This window comes from Kluyvera sp. CHPC 1.2972 (assembly GCF_036759925.1).
GTDB lineage: Bacteria > Pseudomonadota > Gammaproteobacteria > Enterobacterales > Enterobacteriaceae > Kluyvera.
The window spans coordinates 247,500-263,830 of record NZ_JAPKIB010000001.1; the positions used below are offsets into that span (position 1 = coordinate 247,500).

General features: G+C 53.7%; 16 protein-coding genes and 1 pseudogene. 6 read left to right on the top strand and 11 right to left on the bottom strand.

Going from position 1 to position 16,331, the window contains the following annotated elements; genetic code table 11:
* Positions 1–45: 45 nt before the first annotated feature.
* The 3 genes from V6944_RS01270 (at position 46) to ftnA (ending at position 3,337) form a co-directional block, all read left to right on the top strand.
* Positions 46–2,232, top strand: a complete 2,187-nt coding sequence (locus V6944_RS01270) for an HD domain-containing phosphohydrolase (RefSeq protein ID WP_333497588.1) — start codon at positions 46–48, stop codon at positions 2,230–2,232.
* Between the two features lie 84 nt (positions 2,233–2,316).
* The gene (gene yecR, locus V6944_RS01275) at positions 2,317–2,652 is read left to right on the top strand and encodes a YecR family lipoprotein (RefSeq protein ID WP_333497589.1); all 336 of its coding nucleotides are present in this window, start codon (positions 2,317–2,319) and stop codon (positions 2,650–2,652) included.
* 187 nt (positions 2,653–2,839) lie between these two features.
* The gene (gene ftnA, locus V6944_RS01280; protein ID WP_220439287.1) at positions 2,840–3,337 is read left to right on the top strand and encodes a non-heme ferritin; all 498 of its coding nucleotides are present in this window, start codon (positions 2,840–2,842) and stop codon (positions 3,335–3,337) included.
* Positions 3,338–3,372: 35 nt separating this feature from the next.
* Here the strand turns inward: ftnA and V6944_RS01285 are convergent, their stop codons facing one another.
* Positions 3,373–3,612, bottom strand: a complete 240-nt coding sequence (locus tag V6944_RS01285) for a YecH family metal-binding protein (RefSeq protein WP_333494679.1) — start codon at positions 3,610–3,612, stop codon at positions 3,373–3,375.
* Between the two features lie 195 nt (positions 3,613–3,807).
* Between V6944_RS01285 and tyrP the strand changes: the two genes are divergently transcribed.
* A complete protein-coding gene (gene tyrP, locus V6944_RS01290) occupies positions 3,808–5,019 on the top strand; it encodes a tyrosine transporter TyrP (protein ID WP_185669416.1) in 1,212 nt (403 codons plus the stop codon).
* An 80-nt stretch (positions 5,020–5,099) separates the two neighbouring features.
* Here the strand turns inward: tyrP and V6944_RS01295 are convergent, their stop codons facing one another.
* From V6944_RS01295 to V6944_RS01335, 10 genes and pseudogenes are all read right to left on the bottom strand, one after another.
* Positions 5,100–5,933, bottom strand: a complete 834-nt coding sequence (locus tag V6944_RS01295) for a GIY-YIG nuclease family protein (RefSeq protein WP_333497590.1) — start codon at positions 5,931–5,933, stop codon at positions 5,100–5,102.
* Positions 5,934–6,106: 173 nt separating this feature from the next.
* Entirely contained in the window at positions 6,107–8,239 is a 2,133-nt protein-coding gene (locus V6944_RS01300) for a TonB-dependent receptor (protein WP_333497908.1), read from the bottom strand.
* 344 nt (positions 8,240–8,583) lie between these two features.
* Complete coding sequence (locus V6944_RS01305; RefSeq protein ID WP_333497591.1) at positions 8,584–9,249, bottom strand: YecA/YgfB family protein; 666 nt, start codon at positions 9,247–9,249, stop codon at positions 8,584–8,586.
* 77 nt (positions 9,250–9,326) lie between these two features.
* Positions 9,327–9,479: a hypothetical protein gene (locus tag V6944_RS01310; protein ID WP_442910715.1), complete on the bottom strand. Its 153-nt coding sequence runs from the start codon at positions 9,477–9,479 to the stop codon at positions 9,327–9,329.
* Positions 9,436–9,563 (bottom strand): annotated as a pseudogene (locus tag V6944_RS23305) (LysE family translocator); the annotation flags it as partial. The gene V6944_RS01310 and the pseudogene V6944_RS23305, both read right to left, overlap by 44 nt.
* Before the next feature lie 167 nt (positions 9,564–9,730).
* On the bottom strand, positions 9,731–10,447 hold the full coding sequence (locus V6944_RS01315) for an ABC transporter ATP-binding protein (protein WP_333497592.1): 717 nt from the start codon (positions 10,445–10,447) through the stop codon (positions 9,731–9,733).
* Positions 10,444–11,322, bottom strand: coding sequence for an ABC transporter ATP-binding protein (locus V6944_RS01320; RefSeq protein ID WP_185669411.1), 879 nt, complete (start codon positions 11,320–11,322; stop codon positions 10,444–10,446). Before V6944_RS01320 ends, V6944_RS01315 begins: the two co-directional genes overlap by 4 nt.
* Entirely contained in the window at positions 11,319–12,608 is a 1,290-nt protein-coding gene (livM, locus tag V6944_RS01325; protein WP_333497593.1) for a high-affinity branched-chain amino acid ABC transporter permease LivM, read from the bottom strand. Before livM ends, V6944_RS01320 begins: the two co-directional genes overlap by 4 nt.
* Positions 12,609–12,617: 9 nt before the next feature.
* Positions 12,618–13,532, bottom strand: coding sequence for an ABC transporter permease subunit (locus tag V6944_RS01330; protein ID WP_185669431.1), 915 nt, complete (start codon positions 13,530–13,532; stop codon positions 12,618–12,620).
* Between the two features lie 79 nt (positions 13,533–13,611).
* A complete protein-coding gene (locus tag V6944_RS01335) occupies positions 13,612–14,733 on the bottom strand; it encodes a branched-chain amino acid ABC transporter substrate-binding protein (protein WP_185669409.1) in 1,122 nt (373 codons plus the stop codon).
* A 451-nt stretch (positions 14,734–15,184) separates the two neighbouring features.
* On the opposite strand from V6944_RS01335, the gene V6944_RS01340 reads away from it, so the two are divergent.
* Positions 15,185–15,862, top strand: a complete 678-nt coding sequence (locus V6944_RS01340) for an HAD family hydrolase (protein ID WP_333497594.1) — start codon at positions 15,185–15,187, stop codon at positions 15,860–15,862.
* 84 nt (positions 15,863–15,946) lie between these two features.
* On the top strand, positions 15,947–16,258 hold the full coding sequence (locus tag V6944_RS01345) for a hypothetical protein (RefSeq protein ID WP_333497595.1): 312 nt from the start codon (positions 15,947–15,949) through the stop codon (positions 16,256–16,258).
* Positions 16,259–16,331 lie beyond the last annotated feature (73 nt).

Here is a 16,331-nt window from a genome sequence, read left to right on the forward strand (position 1 = left end):
TCAGCATTTCAATGGATGAAATAGTCACTACAAAGGAACTGATTCGTGACACAGGACTGCCGAGGATTTCGACACGCGCTGGGTCTCCTTATTCTACTGACCCTGATACTGATTTGCGCTCCCCGCGCCCACGCCGCGCCGCCGCAAAAAAACCGGGCCCCCGCACCTATACCGGTTTGGATACTTGATGCCGATAGCTTCGAGTTCTGGCGCGATGAACATGGGCAATTTCAGGGATTCTACCCAGAGCTGCTGCACGCCATTAATGCACGCTACGGCTACAACCTGACGCTACGCCCCATCGATGGCACGACCTTTGAGCAACGCTTTAACCACCATGACTATGGCCTCTACGCCAGCGTGTTGCAAACGCCAGAGCACCTGAAAAACACTATTCTATCGTCCCGCCTGCTTGATAACCCCATCGTCACCGCCAGCATCACCCGCCAGGCTAAATCCATCAGTGATATCAATAATACGCGGGTTATCTTCCGCCGCAGCGACCCCACGCAGGCGCTGGTGAAACAGGCGTATCCTTCACTCCAGTTCCAGCAGGTTATCGAAGTCGACAGCAGCAGAGAGGCACTGCAAATTCTCCGCGGTGGCGGCGCTGATTTCTATATCAATGAAAACCGCGAGATGGGTGGGCCTCAGTTCTATTTCACTATTTCCCGACCGTTTGACTCACTGCATATCACCGCGTCTTTTGGCATCAGTCCTGAGCTGATTTCGCTTCGCGATAATATCAATCAACTTATTAATGAATGGCAACAGAACGGTAAACTTAGGGCGCTGGAGGAGCAAAGTCGGCTTGGGTATTTCCGTCAACGCTTGACCATAACGCCTGACGAACGCGCCTGGATGGACGAAAATCGACTCACCCTATGGTTGCCGAAAAACGAAAACTTCGCGCCAATAATCTGGCGAGATGACCAGGGCTACCACGGCAGCGCTATCAGCCTGGTGAACGATCTCCGCGACCTTTTGAACATTCATGTTGACGTGCAGTTTGTCGATAACTATATGACAAAAATGCAGAATGAAGATTGGCCCATCCGCCTCGCGGATATTTTTGATGTTCGCAACGGCGTACAGATGGAGGGGCAGATTGGTCCACTGGTCAACTGGTACAACGCGTATTACAACAAAGCCAGCGCCCCCTTTATTCTCGACGAAGAGCAGGTTCGCCATCAGCGGGTTGGCGTTATTCGTGGCTCGTTTGCCTCTTACTATCTGCGTCAACGCTTCGGGACTGATGTCACGCTTATCGCCCGTTCCTCCATCGATGAGCTGCTCGATGCCATCGACAGTAACCACATAGACTATATTCTTGGGGATTTGAGTTCGATGGAACAGGCGTTGCGCGGTAGCGATCTTTTCCGCGGCGCGTTAAAAGTCGCCGGAATGACCCATTCCAGCTACCAGATTGGTACCTGGGTGAATATCGCCCATCCCCTCTACGCCCTTCTTTCCCAAATACATCTTATCTCTAGCTATCGTTACCAGCAGGTTCCCCCTGCCAGCCTGGTCCAGCCCCCTTCATTGAGCAAAAATGCGCTGCAGATTATCAGCGCCGGGCTGTTGGCTCTGCTGTTCTTTATTCTTAGCATGATGTTGATGATGTGGCGGCATATGAATAAGAACCGGGCGATTAACCGCAGCATTGTGGAAGCGATGGAGAAGATTAACCATGTACATGATGATGAGACCGGGTGCCATATTCGCCGCGTAGCCGCCTATTGCAGCCTGCTGGCGGGCGCACTCAAGCTACCGCCGAAGCAGATCCGCGATATAGAGACCTTCGCCTCCCTGCACGATATTGGCAAAATTGCCGTGCCTGAACATATTCTCCGAAAAAAAGGCAAACTGACCGACGACGAGTTTAAGCAGATCCAACAGCACGCGATTAAAGGCTGGCGTATTGTCCAGGGGCTGGTGCTGGGATCGGTGGCGGAAAACCTGATTCACTATCACCATGAAAAATGGGACGGTACCGGGTATCCCGAAGGCTTAGCCGGGGAGAGTATCCCACTGGAAGCCCGTATTCTGGCGCTGGCAGATGTCTACGATGCGTTGCGGCAAAAGCGGGTCTATAAGCCGAGCTTCTCCCATGAAAGCGCCTACGAAATTATCGTCAGCAGCGCCGGTAGCCATTTTGATCCTACGCTGGTGTCCCTGTTCTGCCAGTTGCATCTACAGTTTAAGGCGATTTATGAGTCACAGAAGGATTAACCCCAGGTTATAGCGGCTATTCAAAGGATTGCACTCAAAGGTGATGGATACAATGAGGTCACGATTATTGCGCAGAGTGAATTAATGAAAAGCCTCATTCTTATTCCCGCCCTCCTGGCGTTGACGGCCTGTACCGTACCCCGTGCGGCAAGCGTAAGCCAGGTTGATGCGAACAGCGGTATCGTCCGTCTGACCTACGGGCAGGCGATGTTGCAGAATGCAAAAACCGATGACTATCTCGCCCAGTCCGAGGCCAATAAAGCCTGCCAGCAGATAGGTTACGCCACCGCATTTTCCTATGGTCAACCCATCACCACCTGCACGACCACCAGCGGTTCGCTGTGTCTGAACGAACACGTTACCTTGCAGTACCAGTGCCGCGGCATTGCCAATGTGCCCACTTCCGCCGCCTATTATTAAATACCACGCCGGTTAATTCCGGCGTTAATATCGCGATAAAATAAACCGTTATATTTATGCCAATGCGTTTTATTCCCATTCGCATTATTAAATAAATGTTTTTATATTTACCTTTTGCAAATAAATTAATAACAATTTATAGTGCCGCTGTAATTAACTCGTAACGTATTTTTCCAGGAGCGAAAACATGCTTAAAGCGGCAATGATCGAGAAATTAAATGAACAGATGAATCTCGAACTCTATTCTTCTCTGCTGTATCAGCAGATGAGCGCCTGGTGTAGCTTCAATAGTTTTGAAGGGGCTGCCGCCTTTTTACGCCGCCATGCGCAGGAAGAGATGACCCATATGCAGCGCCTGTTTGATTACCTGACCGATACCGGTAGCCTGCCGCGTATTAACACCATTCAGACACCGTTTGCCGAATATGCGTCTCTGGATGAACTGTTCCGCGTGACCTACGAGCATGAACAGCTTATCACCAGTAAAATCAATGAACTGGCTCACGCCGCGATGACCAATCAGGACTATCCGACCTTTAATTTCCTGCAGTGGTATGTGGCTGAGCAGCACGAAGAAGAGAAACTGTTTAAATCCGTTATCGATAAGCTGACGCTGGCGGGTAAAAGCGGTGAAGGCCTGTACTTTATTGATAAAGAGCTGGCCACGCTCGATACGCAAAATTAATGTTCGTGCAGCGGCGTATTCTACGCCGCTGCCGATTAATGGCGGCAGATTTTACTTTCCGTCGTCGTAAAGCCAGATTCCTGCGGAATAAACTTCCCTTTCTTATGCAGAAACGCGACCAGTTCGGCAGCACTCATATTTTCCGCTGAACAGGTATGAAAACGCGCCTGCTCGCCAAAGCGCGCGTGAATGGCCGCTTCCAGGCTTTCAATACTGTACTGCTCACCTGAATCAATCATCATATTCAGGACTTCATGACCGTGAATGGATTCCATTATTCCTCCTGTAAAAAATGCCACCATAAACTGCATTTACTTTGCATGTTTTGCGCTAGCGCAGCTTTTATCACGCCGCCTTAAATCGTAAATAATACTGTACACCCACTGTAATTCAGATTTGACGAACCTTCGGGTTTCACATACTCTGCGCGACATCTTTGGTCGTTAATCTGTTCTGCAGTAGAGGAAAGCGTGAAGAACCGTACCCTGGGGAGTATTTTAATCGTAGCCGGCACCACGATCGGCGCAGGAATGTTGGCGATGCCTTTAGCATCGGCGGGCGTTGGCTTTGGCGTCACCGTCTTGCTGCTAGCGGGCCTATGGGCGCTGATGTGCTATACCGCCCTGCTGCTGCTGGAAGTCTACCAGCACGTACCTGCCGACACCGGTCTCGGGACGCTGGCGTTACGCTACCTCGGCCGCTACGGCCAGTGGGCGACCGGTTTTAGCATGATGTTCTTGATGTATGCGTTAACCGCCGCCTACATCAGCGGCGCAGGCGAACTGCTGGCTTCCAGCCTGAGCCAGTGGTTCAGCATGGATATGCCGCCGTCACTTGGCGTACTGCTGTTTACCGCCGTCGGCGGGCTGGTGATTTGTATTGGCACTTCGCTGGTCGATCTGTTCAACCGTTTCCTGTTCAGCGCCAAAATCATCTTTCTGATCGTCATGCTGATCTTGCTGCTGCCGCACATCCACAAAATTAACCTGATGACGCTGCCGCTGGAGCAGGGTCTGGCGCTCTCAGCAATCCCGGTGATTTTCACCTCCTTCGGCTTCCACGGCAGCGTGCCGAGCATCGTCAGCTATATGAACGGCGATATTCGTAAACTGCGCGGCGTATTTGTTATCGGCAGCGCTATCCCGCTGGTTGCCTATCTGTTCTGGCAACTCGCCACGCTCGGCAGCATCGACTCTCCGGTGTTCAGCGCGCTGATGGAACAGCACTCCGGGCTGAACGGCCTGCTGCTGGCAATCCGTGAAGTGGTGGCCTCGCCGCACGTCGAACTGGCAGTCCACCTGTTTGCCGACCTGGCGCTGGCAACCTCATTCCTCGGCGTGGCGTTAGGGCTGTTTGACTACCTGGCCGATCTGTTCCAGCGTAAAAACAGCGTGCGTGGCCGCCTGCAAACCGGGGCCATCACCTTCCTGCCGCCGCTGGCCTTCGCGCTGTTTTACCCACGTGGGTTCGTGATGGCGCTCGGCTATGCCGGCGTCGCGCTGGCGGTTCTGGCGCTGATTATTCCGTCACTCCTGACGATGCAAAGCCGTAAACACCACCCGGAAGGCGGCTATCGCGTCGCGGGCGGCAAACCGGTGCTGTGGCTGGTCTTTGCCTGCGGGATTGCGGTGATTCTGATTCAGGCGGGGATTGCGACGGGGTTGCTGCCGTCGGTGGGGTAACTTCGCGACTGCTGCCTGGCCTTTACTTTTTTAGTTTCTCAGGCCAGGCAGCATTGTCGATTCCAGCGTTGAGCCAATAATTACACCTTTATCCTTTTCAGGATTTCCTCTACCGCCTGGTAGTTATGGTATTTTTTCTGAATGCTGTGGTTATATTTTTCAAGTGCGCGATCCCAATAGGTAGCAATGCCCTCATGTACCCCAGGTAGTTCCAGAAACTCAAGACAGTCGGCAAAATCGCCGCGAAACGACACCGATTTCGAATCCGGCAAGGCCGTTTTGTAGTAACCGGTCGCTATCTCTCCATCGCGCTTTCTTAACCACGCCAATGTCCTCTGATGCTTCAAAATCAGGCTATCCATACGTAGCATATTCGATTGATAGTCGTTGGCCCTCGAACAAAAAGCCACTTCATGGCTATGAATATTGAGCGTAAAGAAGCGAGCCCAGCCAGAATGAGTGGCGCTAGGAAAGAGAGTAAACGTCCAGACCCCCTCTTTAGCACGCCAGCGTTCGCATCCAGCAATGCTGAACAACTTAACCAGATAATCACTCATTGCCTGGTTATGAAACATACGATCAATTTTGGGGCGCGCGGTCGGGAGTAATGGTCCAAGTTCTTCAAGACGCAGTGAAACATCGCTAGCCGGTATCAGGAAAAGTTCTTTTTGGTTAGGGATGTCCCGACAAAGGCTGTCACGATAAATATAATGCAGATGATGTTCCACCTCACGCCAGTTATCAACTTCCCTAAAATCAACGATATGCCATGGTGCATACTGACTGTAGGCTGGCATCTTATCTATCTCTTTACATCTTTTCTGTGGCAGATAATCGGTTCCACCAATCTTGATATAATTCGTTTTTTCGGATGCCAGAATATAGACATAGCCATGTGTAGATACCCTATTCATATCAACCTCTGCTATTCCATGCAAAAATCCTTTCGCCCACAATAGCAGAGTGTTTTACAACTGAAATCCGATAAACGACGTAGTTTGTTGCGCTCGATATACAAATACTGCAGCGCCTGCTATTTAGCGCCTCAGCGCGCTAAATAGCAGTTCAAACAGCTGAAAAACCAGCGCTAGAAATCAAACGTAACGGATGCCCGCACTTCACGCCCCGGGCCGAGGAAGGCGCTTTCTGAGCCGCCGGAGCCGTTAATATCGCCTGGGAAGATCGATGCCCAGTAGTGCTCGTCGGTGACGTTGGTGACGTCAACGCGCCAGGTCGAACCAACGTTCTCAATCTTCGTGTTGTAACGCAGGCCGAGATCCAGCGTGGTGTAACTGGCCGCCCAGGTGGTGTTGGTGTCGTTTGCCGCGCGCTTGCCGGTGTAATGGACGTTAGCGTCATACACCACGGACGGAATCGACGGCAGGCTGTACTCCATCAGAATATTACCCTGCACCTTCGGAACGCCAACGACGCGTTTATCGGTGGTGGTTTCATCACCGGTATCTTTCAGCTGCGGATCCAACAAGGTGATGCCGCTATAGATATTCAGCGTCGACCAGACGTTGCCGTTTGCTGTCAGCTCCAGCCCTTTGTTGAGCTGCTCGCCTTCTTCGCGGAAATAGTAGTCATCATCAACGTAGGCGAACGGACGCTTCAGGCGGAACAGCGCCGCGCCGTAGTTCATCCCGCCTTCCGTTGCTTTGATGCCAAACTCAAGCTGCTGGCTGCGGTAGGGGTCCAGCGTCTGACCGGCGTTTTTCACATTGTCATCATCGGTCGGGGCGGTATCGCCCATCTCCAGTGAATCGGCATAGCTGATATAGGTCATCACCGACGGCACGATTTTATACATCAGCGCGGCTTCCGGGCTCATGCCCTGCTGATCGTCCTGATCGGTTTTCTCACCGGTTTTGGCGTAGCTTTGCGTCTCCATCCAGCTCTGGCTGAGATAGAACATGGCCGACCACTGCGGGTTAAAGGCAATGGTGTCACCGGCGGTGATGCTCTGCTGGCTGCTGGTTCCCGATTTGTAGCGGTCGCCGTCGGTATGAATTTTACCGTCGGACGGTTCCACCATCGCGTCCGGGTCATACATATTGGTGGGGCCCAGATCGTGGCTCTGGCTTTTAGCGGTCGCCGAATAGCTAATTTGCTGATAGCCGGTGGTCGACAGCGCCACATCATGGCCCCAACTGCCGGTGTCGAAGTGCCCGTTCAGGGTCATTAAATCACTTAATACCCGAAAACGCCCTGCCGCACTGGAGTCGCTAATTGAACGATCGATACCGCCGTTATTATCGACAATTTTATTCGTCACGTTGCGCGTGGCGCGGTCAGCCTGCTGATATCCCGCCGCCGTGGTTAAATACCAGTCCGGGGAGAAATAATTAATCAGTTTGGTGCTGATAGTATCGGTGGTTAAATCTTCCCCCGCCGTATTGAGCGCCAGATTTTTATTTTGTGGGTCTGGCGCTTTCGGTAACTGATATTGATCGCTATAGCTGAAACCACCCGGATACCCTTTCTGGATAAATTCATAATGGCTGGCGTTTAATTGCAGTTGCGTGCCCGGACGAATATCCCAGTCCAACGCCAGAGAGGCCAATTTCCGGCGCAGCGTACTGCCGACCACATCGCCTTCACCGTCTTCATCCAGTAAATTGAGTCGATAGCCAAACTGCTTATTGCTGCCCACCGTATCGCCTAAATCAAGGTGGCCGGAATAGGCGCTGCGCCCTTGATAAGAGGCGGTGACGCTATGGTAAGCCTGCGGCGTAGGCCGTTTCTGCACAAAGTTAAACTGACCTGCCGGGCTCGCCGGGCCGTACAGCGCGCCGGTCAGGCTATTGACCACATCAAGGCGATCCAGCATTTCTACCGGAAACGCCGTGGTGGAGACAATATTCAGCCCGTCAAGACGGCTGTTCGCCACCACGCTGCCTTCCATGCCGCGGCTTTGTGGGCGGCCGACATCCAGCCCACCGCGCGCTTCCATCTGCGTACTCGGCGCATATTTGAGTAAATCGTTAACGCTTTTCGCCTGCTGATTTTTTATCATCGCCTGGCTGATGGTATTGCTGGAATAGGGCGTATCAATCCACTGCTTATTACCCAGTGGTCCTAACTCAATATCGTCAGCGACAAAGCCAGAACCCGCCGGGGAATCGGAGGTGTCCTCCGGCGCCGCAGCCGTCACGACCATATTGTCTTCTTTTTTCGTTTGCTGCTGAGAAGAGAGACTACCGTTTGCAAGCACCACCTGCGGACACAACGCTGCGGCAGATGAAAAGAGAACTATCCGCCAACCGTACTTATTTTTCACTTAAAAACCTATTATCTAAATCGCTATATAAAAATTTATATTACGATCGTTAATAGCCCTCCCGTTTGCGTTTGATCAACATTCACAATACGTCCACATTGTGTGTTTTTTACGTAAGAATATCTCTTTATATAAATAGAGAGTAAATAACAAATATTTGTATGATGATTGAATTCAGCGTATCGCGAATTGTAAGGTAATGTGATTAAATCGAGGATTATCCGAGCAACAACCCCTTATTGGCAGCGAAATAAAAAGGGACCATCAGGCCCCTTAAAAAATTATTTTCCGCAGCACTGCTTATATTTCTTACCGCTGCCGCACGGGCAGGGATCATTACGCCCGACCTTTTGCTCATTTTTAATCGGTTGTTTGATCGGCGCTTCTTTCGGATTGTCCATCCAATAGTCAAACAGCGCCAGCGCGGCCGGGCTGATGCTATCGATGCTGTCGAGATACTGCTCGGCGGTGAAGGCCCCCAGCGCCGTCGTTTTTTCTTCGTCACCGTGCAGCGCAATGCAGTCAAACGCCGCCTGCAGCTCTTCCGGCAGGCCGGACCAATCGGTCAGCGCCGCACCGCGCAGGTAGCCATAGCACCACTCTTCAACGATGGTCAGCTCCTGCCCCTCTTCTTCGCGGGTACCAAACAGCGGATCAAACTGATCCGGGTAGTCGTTCAGACGGTCGGCGATGTCGCTCATATGCTGCAGCGTCAGGTTGACGAAACGGTCACGCTCGCGGTCTGTCGCCCAATGTGGCACGTGGTCTGCCCCGCCCCATACGGCGAACATCCACTCGGCAGGTTCAATCTCCAGTGGAGACGACAGAATCGCCGTCAGCATGCCGTCCAGTTCAGACACATCAATAATTGACGCATCGGTGGCATACTTTGCAATTGTTTCGTCAAGCCATTCCAGTTCGCTTTCGGTTAACGGTCCCGTTTTCATACTCTTTCTCTATCGTTGTTGATGAGGCATATCAGTTAAGGCGCAATGATGCAGGAGTTTGGCGTTGAACTCCAGCGTCATTGCCCTTTCCCCGGCGACATGGCGCTGCCGCCGAGCAGCATACGCAGGCCAAGACCCATCATCACCACCCCGGTGAAACGCTCCTGCCACTTGAGGAAACCAGGGTGTTTGCCTAACCATTCGCCGACCCTGACCGATGCCGCGCGCAATGGTCAGCATCATGTCAGGCCGGGGGAGATTTCGAGCAGCGCCAGCGCGGCCAGGAAGGTTAAAAACGTTTCGAGCGTAGGCATGATTATCGTATATACACAAAATCATTCAAGTTGCATCAAGGCGGCAAGGGAGTGAATCCCCAGGAGCTGACTAAAGTCAGTGACTGGGGTGAGCGAGCGCAGCCAACGCCGAGGCGGCTTGAAGGATGAAGTGTATACAGCAGCCAAAGATGCTCTGTTATAGCACGCTACGCCCCGCCCAGATACGCTTTACGCACCTCCTGATTGCCGAGCAGCTCTTCACCGCTGCCGCTGAGGCGAATCTGACCGTTAACCATCACATAGCCGCGGTCCGAAAGCTTTAACGCATGGTGCGCGTTCTGCTCCACGAGAAAAATGGTCATGCCGTTGCGCGCCAGCTCACGCAGCGTCTGGAAGATTTGTTTGACCACGATCGGCGCGAGCCCGAGGCTCGGTTCATCCAGCAGCAACAGTTTCGGGCGGCTCATCAGCGCGCGGGCAATCGCCAGCATCTGCTGCTCACCGCCGGACATGGTCATCGCCCGCTGTTTACGCCGTTCTTTTAGGCGCGGAAAGAGATCGAACATCGTTTGCAGATCGTCCGCCGCATACTGCGTGCCCACCGGGATAGTACCCATCAGTAGGTTCTCTTCGACGGTCATATCGGGGAAGATTCGTCGCCCTTCCGGCGCCTGGGCAATCCCGCCTGAGGCCACGTAGTGGGTCGATTTGTGGCTGATATCGTCCCCGCAGAACAGTATTTGTCCGCTGCGAATGCGCGGCTGGCCAAAAATCGACATCAACAGGGTCGATTTTCCCGCCCCGTTGGCGCCAATCAGCGAGACCGTTTCGCCCTTATTGACCTGCAAGGAGACCTGCTTAAGCGCCTGGATCACACCGTAATAAACATCGACCTCACGAAACTCCAGCATCGGCTCACTCATAGGCTCACCTCGTCTTCGCTGGTCCCCAGATAGGCGGCAATCACCTTTTCATCGTTCTGAATTTGTTCCGCCCTTCCCTGCGCAATCACATCGCCGTGGTCAAGCACGATAATGTTGTCCGATATCTCCATCACCATCCCCATATCGTGTTCAATCAGCAGCACCGTGATCGCATGGTGCTCGCGCAGGAAGCGGATAATCTTGCTTAACGCCCGGGTTTCCACCGGGTTCAGCCCCGCCGCCGGTTCATCAAGACAGATCATCTCCGGCCCGGTGCACATGGCGCGAGCAATTTCCAGACGGCGCTGCTGGCCGTAAGACATCTCGCCCGCCAGCCGGTTCGCGCAATCCACCAGATCCACCACCTCCAGCCAGTAGAAGGCGCGATCCAGCGCGTCGCTTTCGGCCCGGCGATAGGCCGGTGTATTCAGCACCCCGGCAATCAGGTTGCGGTTGACCTGCATATGCTGTGCCACCAGCAGGTTTTCAATCACCGACATTTCGCGGAACAGGCGGATATTCTGAAACGTTCGCGCCAGCCCGGCCCGGTTTACCAGATGGGTACCGCCAAACATTTTGTAGAACAGCCGCTGGCCGAACTGCGCAGGGTTTATCCAGTCACCGGGTTGAAATTTCTGCCCAAGGATCTGAATCACGTTGGTGGTTTTATTACGGGTATTGAACAGGATGTTGCCACCGGAGGCTTTATAGAAGCCGGTCAGGCAGTTAAACACCGTAGTTTTCCCCGCGCCGTTCGGGCCAATCAGCGCGGTGATAGACCCGCGCTTAACCTCAAGGTTGACGTCGTTCAGCGCCTTAATGCCGCCAAAATGCATCATCAGATGCTCAACGCTCAGAATCACGTCCTGGCTCATGGCGCGACTCCTTTACGCACGGCAAAGCCGCTGCGGTTGATACGAATCAGGCCACGTGGCCGCCAGATCATCATCACCACCATCAATACGCCAAACAGCAGCACGCGATATTCGGCAAAGCTACGCAGCAGCTCCGGAGTGACGGTGAGCACAAATGCCGCCAGCACCACGCCGATGGTCGAGCCCATGCCGCCCAGCACCACGATGGCAAGGATTAACGCCGACTCAAAGAAGGTGAACGAGGTCGGGTTGACGAACCCCTGATAGGTGGCGAAGAATACCCCGGCGATTCCCGCCGTGGAGGCACCAAGCGTAAACGCCGACAGCTTCACCAGCACGTGGTTAAGCCCCATCGAACGGCAGGCGATTTCATCTTCTCGCAGCGCTTCCCATGCGCGGCCAATCGGCATGCGGGTTAAACGATGCTTAATGTAAAGCACCAGCAGCACCACCAGAACCAGCACCGCATAGATAAAGATAAATTTCATATTGGGGTTGTAGGTGAGATGGAAAAACTCGTGGAACGGCACGCCTCCCTCTTTCGCCCGCCGACCAAACTCGAGGCCAAAGAAGGTTGGCGGCGGTGCCGATACGCCGTTCGGGCCGCCGGTAAAGCTCAGCCAGTTGTTGAGCACCAAGCGGATGATTTCGCCAAACCCCAGCGTCACGATCGCCAGATAGTCACCGTGCATCCGCAGCACCGGAAAGCCGAGCAGTGCGCCGGCGGCAGCGGCCATCAGCGCTGCAATCGGCAGCATCGACCAAAAGCCCAACCCCAGATACTGATACCCGAGCGCCAGCCCGTAAGCGCCAATGGCGTAGAAGGCGACATAGCCAAGATCCAGCAGCCCCGCCAGCCCGACCACGATGTTCAGTCCCAGGCCAAGCAGCACGTAGATAAGCCCGAGGATCGCCACCGTCAACACATATTTGGTCGCCACAAATGGGAAGCAGACCGCCAGCGCCAGAATCAGCGGGATAACCCAGCGCATGCTGCTTTTATAGTCCGGCGAGCGAACATAAACCCCGGCACTATCGCCTTCAAACCGCGCGCTGAAGCGCCTGCCGACGGCGGTCATCGACAGCGCGCTTAAGGCAAAACGCCCTATCATCACCGCCGCGACAATCCACACCAGCCGCTGGCCGTTAAAGTTGAAGCTGTAGCCGTCCAGCACCACGCCCACGATGGGGCCAAAGACAATCAGCGCCACCAGGCCTGCGAAAATCGTATCCAGCACGCAGCGTTTAAGAGAGAAACCATCATGTACGGCCGTTGAATGCGTCATGTTCGGCTCCTACACTTTGGCGACAATCGGGCGGCCAAGCAGCCCCTGCGGACGGAAAATCAGAATGACCACCAGCAGACCAAAGGAGAAGACGTCCTTATAGTCGGTGTTCACCATTCCGGAGAACTGCGCTTCGGCAACCCCGAGCAGCAGCCCGCCGAGCATCGCCCCCGGCAGCGAGCCGATGCCCCCTAACACCGCGGCGGTAAAAGCTTTAATACCGATGATAAACCCGGCGTAGAAATCAAAGGTGCCGTAGTTCATGGTGATAAGCACTCCCGCCAGCCCGGCCATCGCCGCACCGATAACGAACACCAGCGAGATAATCCGGTCGGTATTAATGCCGAGGATCGATGCCATTTTGCGATCCTGCTGCACGGCACGACACATGCGCCCAAGGCGGGTATGGCCGATTATCCAGGTCAGCAGCAGCATGCCCGCAAACGAGGCCAGCAGAATAAAGATTTTGGTGTAGGTTATCTGCACAAAGCCTTCGCCAATATGCAGACGCAGCACGCCGTCGAGCATCGTCGGCACGCCCTGTTGACGCGGCCCCTGGCTGATTTGCGCGTAGTTTTGCAGAATCAACGACATGCCGATGGCGGAAATCAGCGGTGCCAGGCGCGTGGAGTTACGTAGCGGTTTGTAGGCGATGCGCTCAATCGTCCAGCCGTAAACCCCCGTCACCACGATGGTAAACACCAGCGTGCCGAGGATCAGCAGCGGAAAAGAGTGCAGGCCGAAATAAGAGAGCAGCGCCAGACCGATGGCGCAGAGATAGGCCGATATCATATACACTTCGCCGTGCGCGAAGTTAATCATACCGATAATGCCGTAGACCATGGTGTAACCAATGGCTATCAATCCGTAGACGGAACCCAGCGTCAAGCCATTGACTAACTGTTGCAGGAAGAATGTCTCCATCATCGCTCGCTCGTGTTGTGTCATCTATTATTGAGCGCCGGTATGGACTCATACCGGCGCTGAGCGTGATTCCGTCTCGTTACTCGACTTCCTTGTACTTGCCCTGGTCATCCCACTGGTAGACCACGTAATCCGAGACCTTCAGGTCGCCTTTGCTGTCCCAGGCTTTTTTGCCCATCACCGTCTCAACCGGGTTTGCTTTCAGCCAGGCGCTGGCTTTCGCGGAGTCGGCACCGCCGGTGGCTTTGAACGCCGCGGCAATCGCCTGAATAGAGGCGTAAGAGTAGAGGGTGTAGCCTTCTGGCTCAAACTTGTTGGCGCGGAATTTCTCGATAACCGCTTTGCCGTCAGGGATCAGACGAGGGTCTTTACCGAAGGTCATATAGATACCCTTGGTGTACTGCGGCCCGCCCGCGGCGGTGACCATCTCTTCGTTGACGATACAGTCGCCGGAGAAGAATTTCGCCTGTACGCCCTGCTCACGCATCTGGCGCACCAGCGGGCCCGCTTCTGGGTGGCAGCCGCCGAAGAAAACCACGTCCGGTTTCTGCGCGCCAATCTTGGTCACCAGGGCGTTGAAGTCTTTCTCCCCACGTGACAAACCTTCGTACATCACATCTTTGACGCCACGTTTTGCCAGCGCGGCGCGGGTGGCATCCGCCAGCCCCTGACCGTAGGTGTCTTTATCGTGGATAATCACCACGCGTTTGGCCTTCAGCTTATCGATGATGAAATCGCTGGCGACGCCACCCTGCTGGTCATCGCGACCACACATGCGGAACATATCGTTCATCCCACGTTCGGTAATCAGCGGGTTGGTGGAGCCTGGGGTAATCGCAAGAACCCCAGCGTCGTTATAAACCTCTGAGGCAGGCATGGTGGAAGAAGAGCAGAAATGGCCGACCACGGCCTGCACTTTATCCTGATCGACCAGGCGGTTAGCCACCGACACGGCCTGTTTCGGTTCGCAGGCGTCATCCCCCTGCACCAGCTTAATTTTCTCGCCGTTAATCCCACCGGCAGCGTTGATGTCCGCTGCCGCCTGGGTGGCGCCATGCCAGTATTGATCGCCATAGGTGGCGTTTGGCCCGGTAAACGGCCCTGCAACGCCAATCACGATATCGGCCTGGGCGGAAAACGCCGTCACCAGACACCCTGCCAAAACAAGAGAAAGCGGACTTTTTATAAATTTCAGCGACATTATTATCTACCTTAGCAAAGAGGTTTATGCATAACGGTGTGAAGCCGAACGACTGGCGCGAGCACCAAACAACGACATCCTGACAATATCCTGCTGATAACGGCGAGGTTTCCTTACGCTTTTCAGGCCAAATCATTAAGCAAAATGGTTGCCAACTTTACGCACCCTTGCCTGGAATTTGACAATTTTGAGTATAGAGTGCGCGGGTCAAGCCTCTGCCTCGACGCGGTGAAATTACGGCGGGGATCACATCTCGTTAACAATAAAGTACATAAATAATGCAATAGTCACGCTTTGTGCATTTTTGTAGCAAATTGTTCGGCTTATGTTACCTGGTGGTGCAAAGGGGGGATGCGGTGCGCAGATGGCGTGCAGGGAGAAATGGGCTAATTTTGCTTCCGCTATGGCTAGTGGTAACATTTTATCTATACCTACCAGCGCGAGAAAAATAATGACGATAATCGAGGCCGATAAACAGATCCTGTCCGTTTTTGACTTTGACGGTACCCTGACCCGGCACGACAGCTTTATTCCCTTCCTGAAGTTCGCCTTCGGTCGTCGCCGGTTTGCCCGCAAAATGCTGCGTCTCGTTATCCCTTCGGTGCAGTGCTTTCGCCGCCGACTGACCCGCGATGAGCTTAAGGAAGTGCTGATCACCACCTTCCTCGCCGGATGTGACGAAAAATGGGTGCAGGATAAAGCGGAAGCCTACTGCCAGCATACCTGGAAAAAATTGATGCGCCCGGCCGGACTCATGGCGGTGGCGGCAGAACGCGCATCCGGCGCCGAAGTAACGCTATGCTCCGCCTCGCCGATGATCGTCCTGCGGCCTTTTGCTGAAAAGCTGGGGATTAAGCTGATAGGCACCGAACTGGAAAGCAAGGATGGCGTGTTAACGGGGCGGATCGTCGGCCATAACTGCCGATGCATCCACAAAATCAATCGCCTTGAGGCGGTTTATGGCCCGCTCAGCCGCTATCATCTCCGCGCCTGGGGAGATACGCGCGGCGATTATGAGCTGCTGGCTACCGCCAGCGATGCGCACTGGCAGCATTTTCAGCCCGGCTGGTCACGCAAGAAAAACCCGATTGCGCGCTTTCGCAGCGAGTTTATGAAGGATTTGACCTGAGGGTTTTACCGCGTGGCACCCACGCATTTTTATTCGGTTTTGCCGAAAAAATACACCTAGTAAGATGAAAAACAGCCTGGAGGGATGATGATAGAAAAATCAAAACCATTAACGCTGGGAAACCTTAACAACCACCACTTCTATCTTGGCGAGGCCATAAATCTTTTCCCGCATGAGGTCGTTGGTGGGAAAAATGTCAGCGAAGCGGGTCTCAGCGTCATCTTTAAATATGAAAAAAATGACCGTACGGTGTGTATCAAAAGCGATATTGATGGCAGTAAAAAAATAATACGAAAGCGAAGCTGGGTAGCGGACTTCTTCGAATCTCACAAAAAGAATATTGGGGATCAGGTGACAATCACCAAAATATCCTCAACGGAATACCGCCTGTCATAATACCCGCCACGCCATAGACTTGATGCAACTTAGGTATCAAGTCCTGTCGCTTGTGTCCTTCGTATGGACAAAA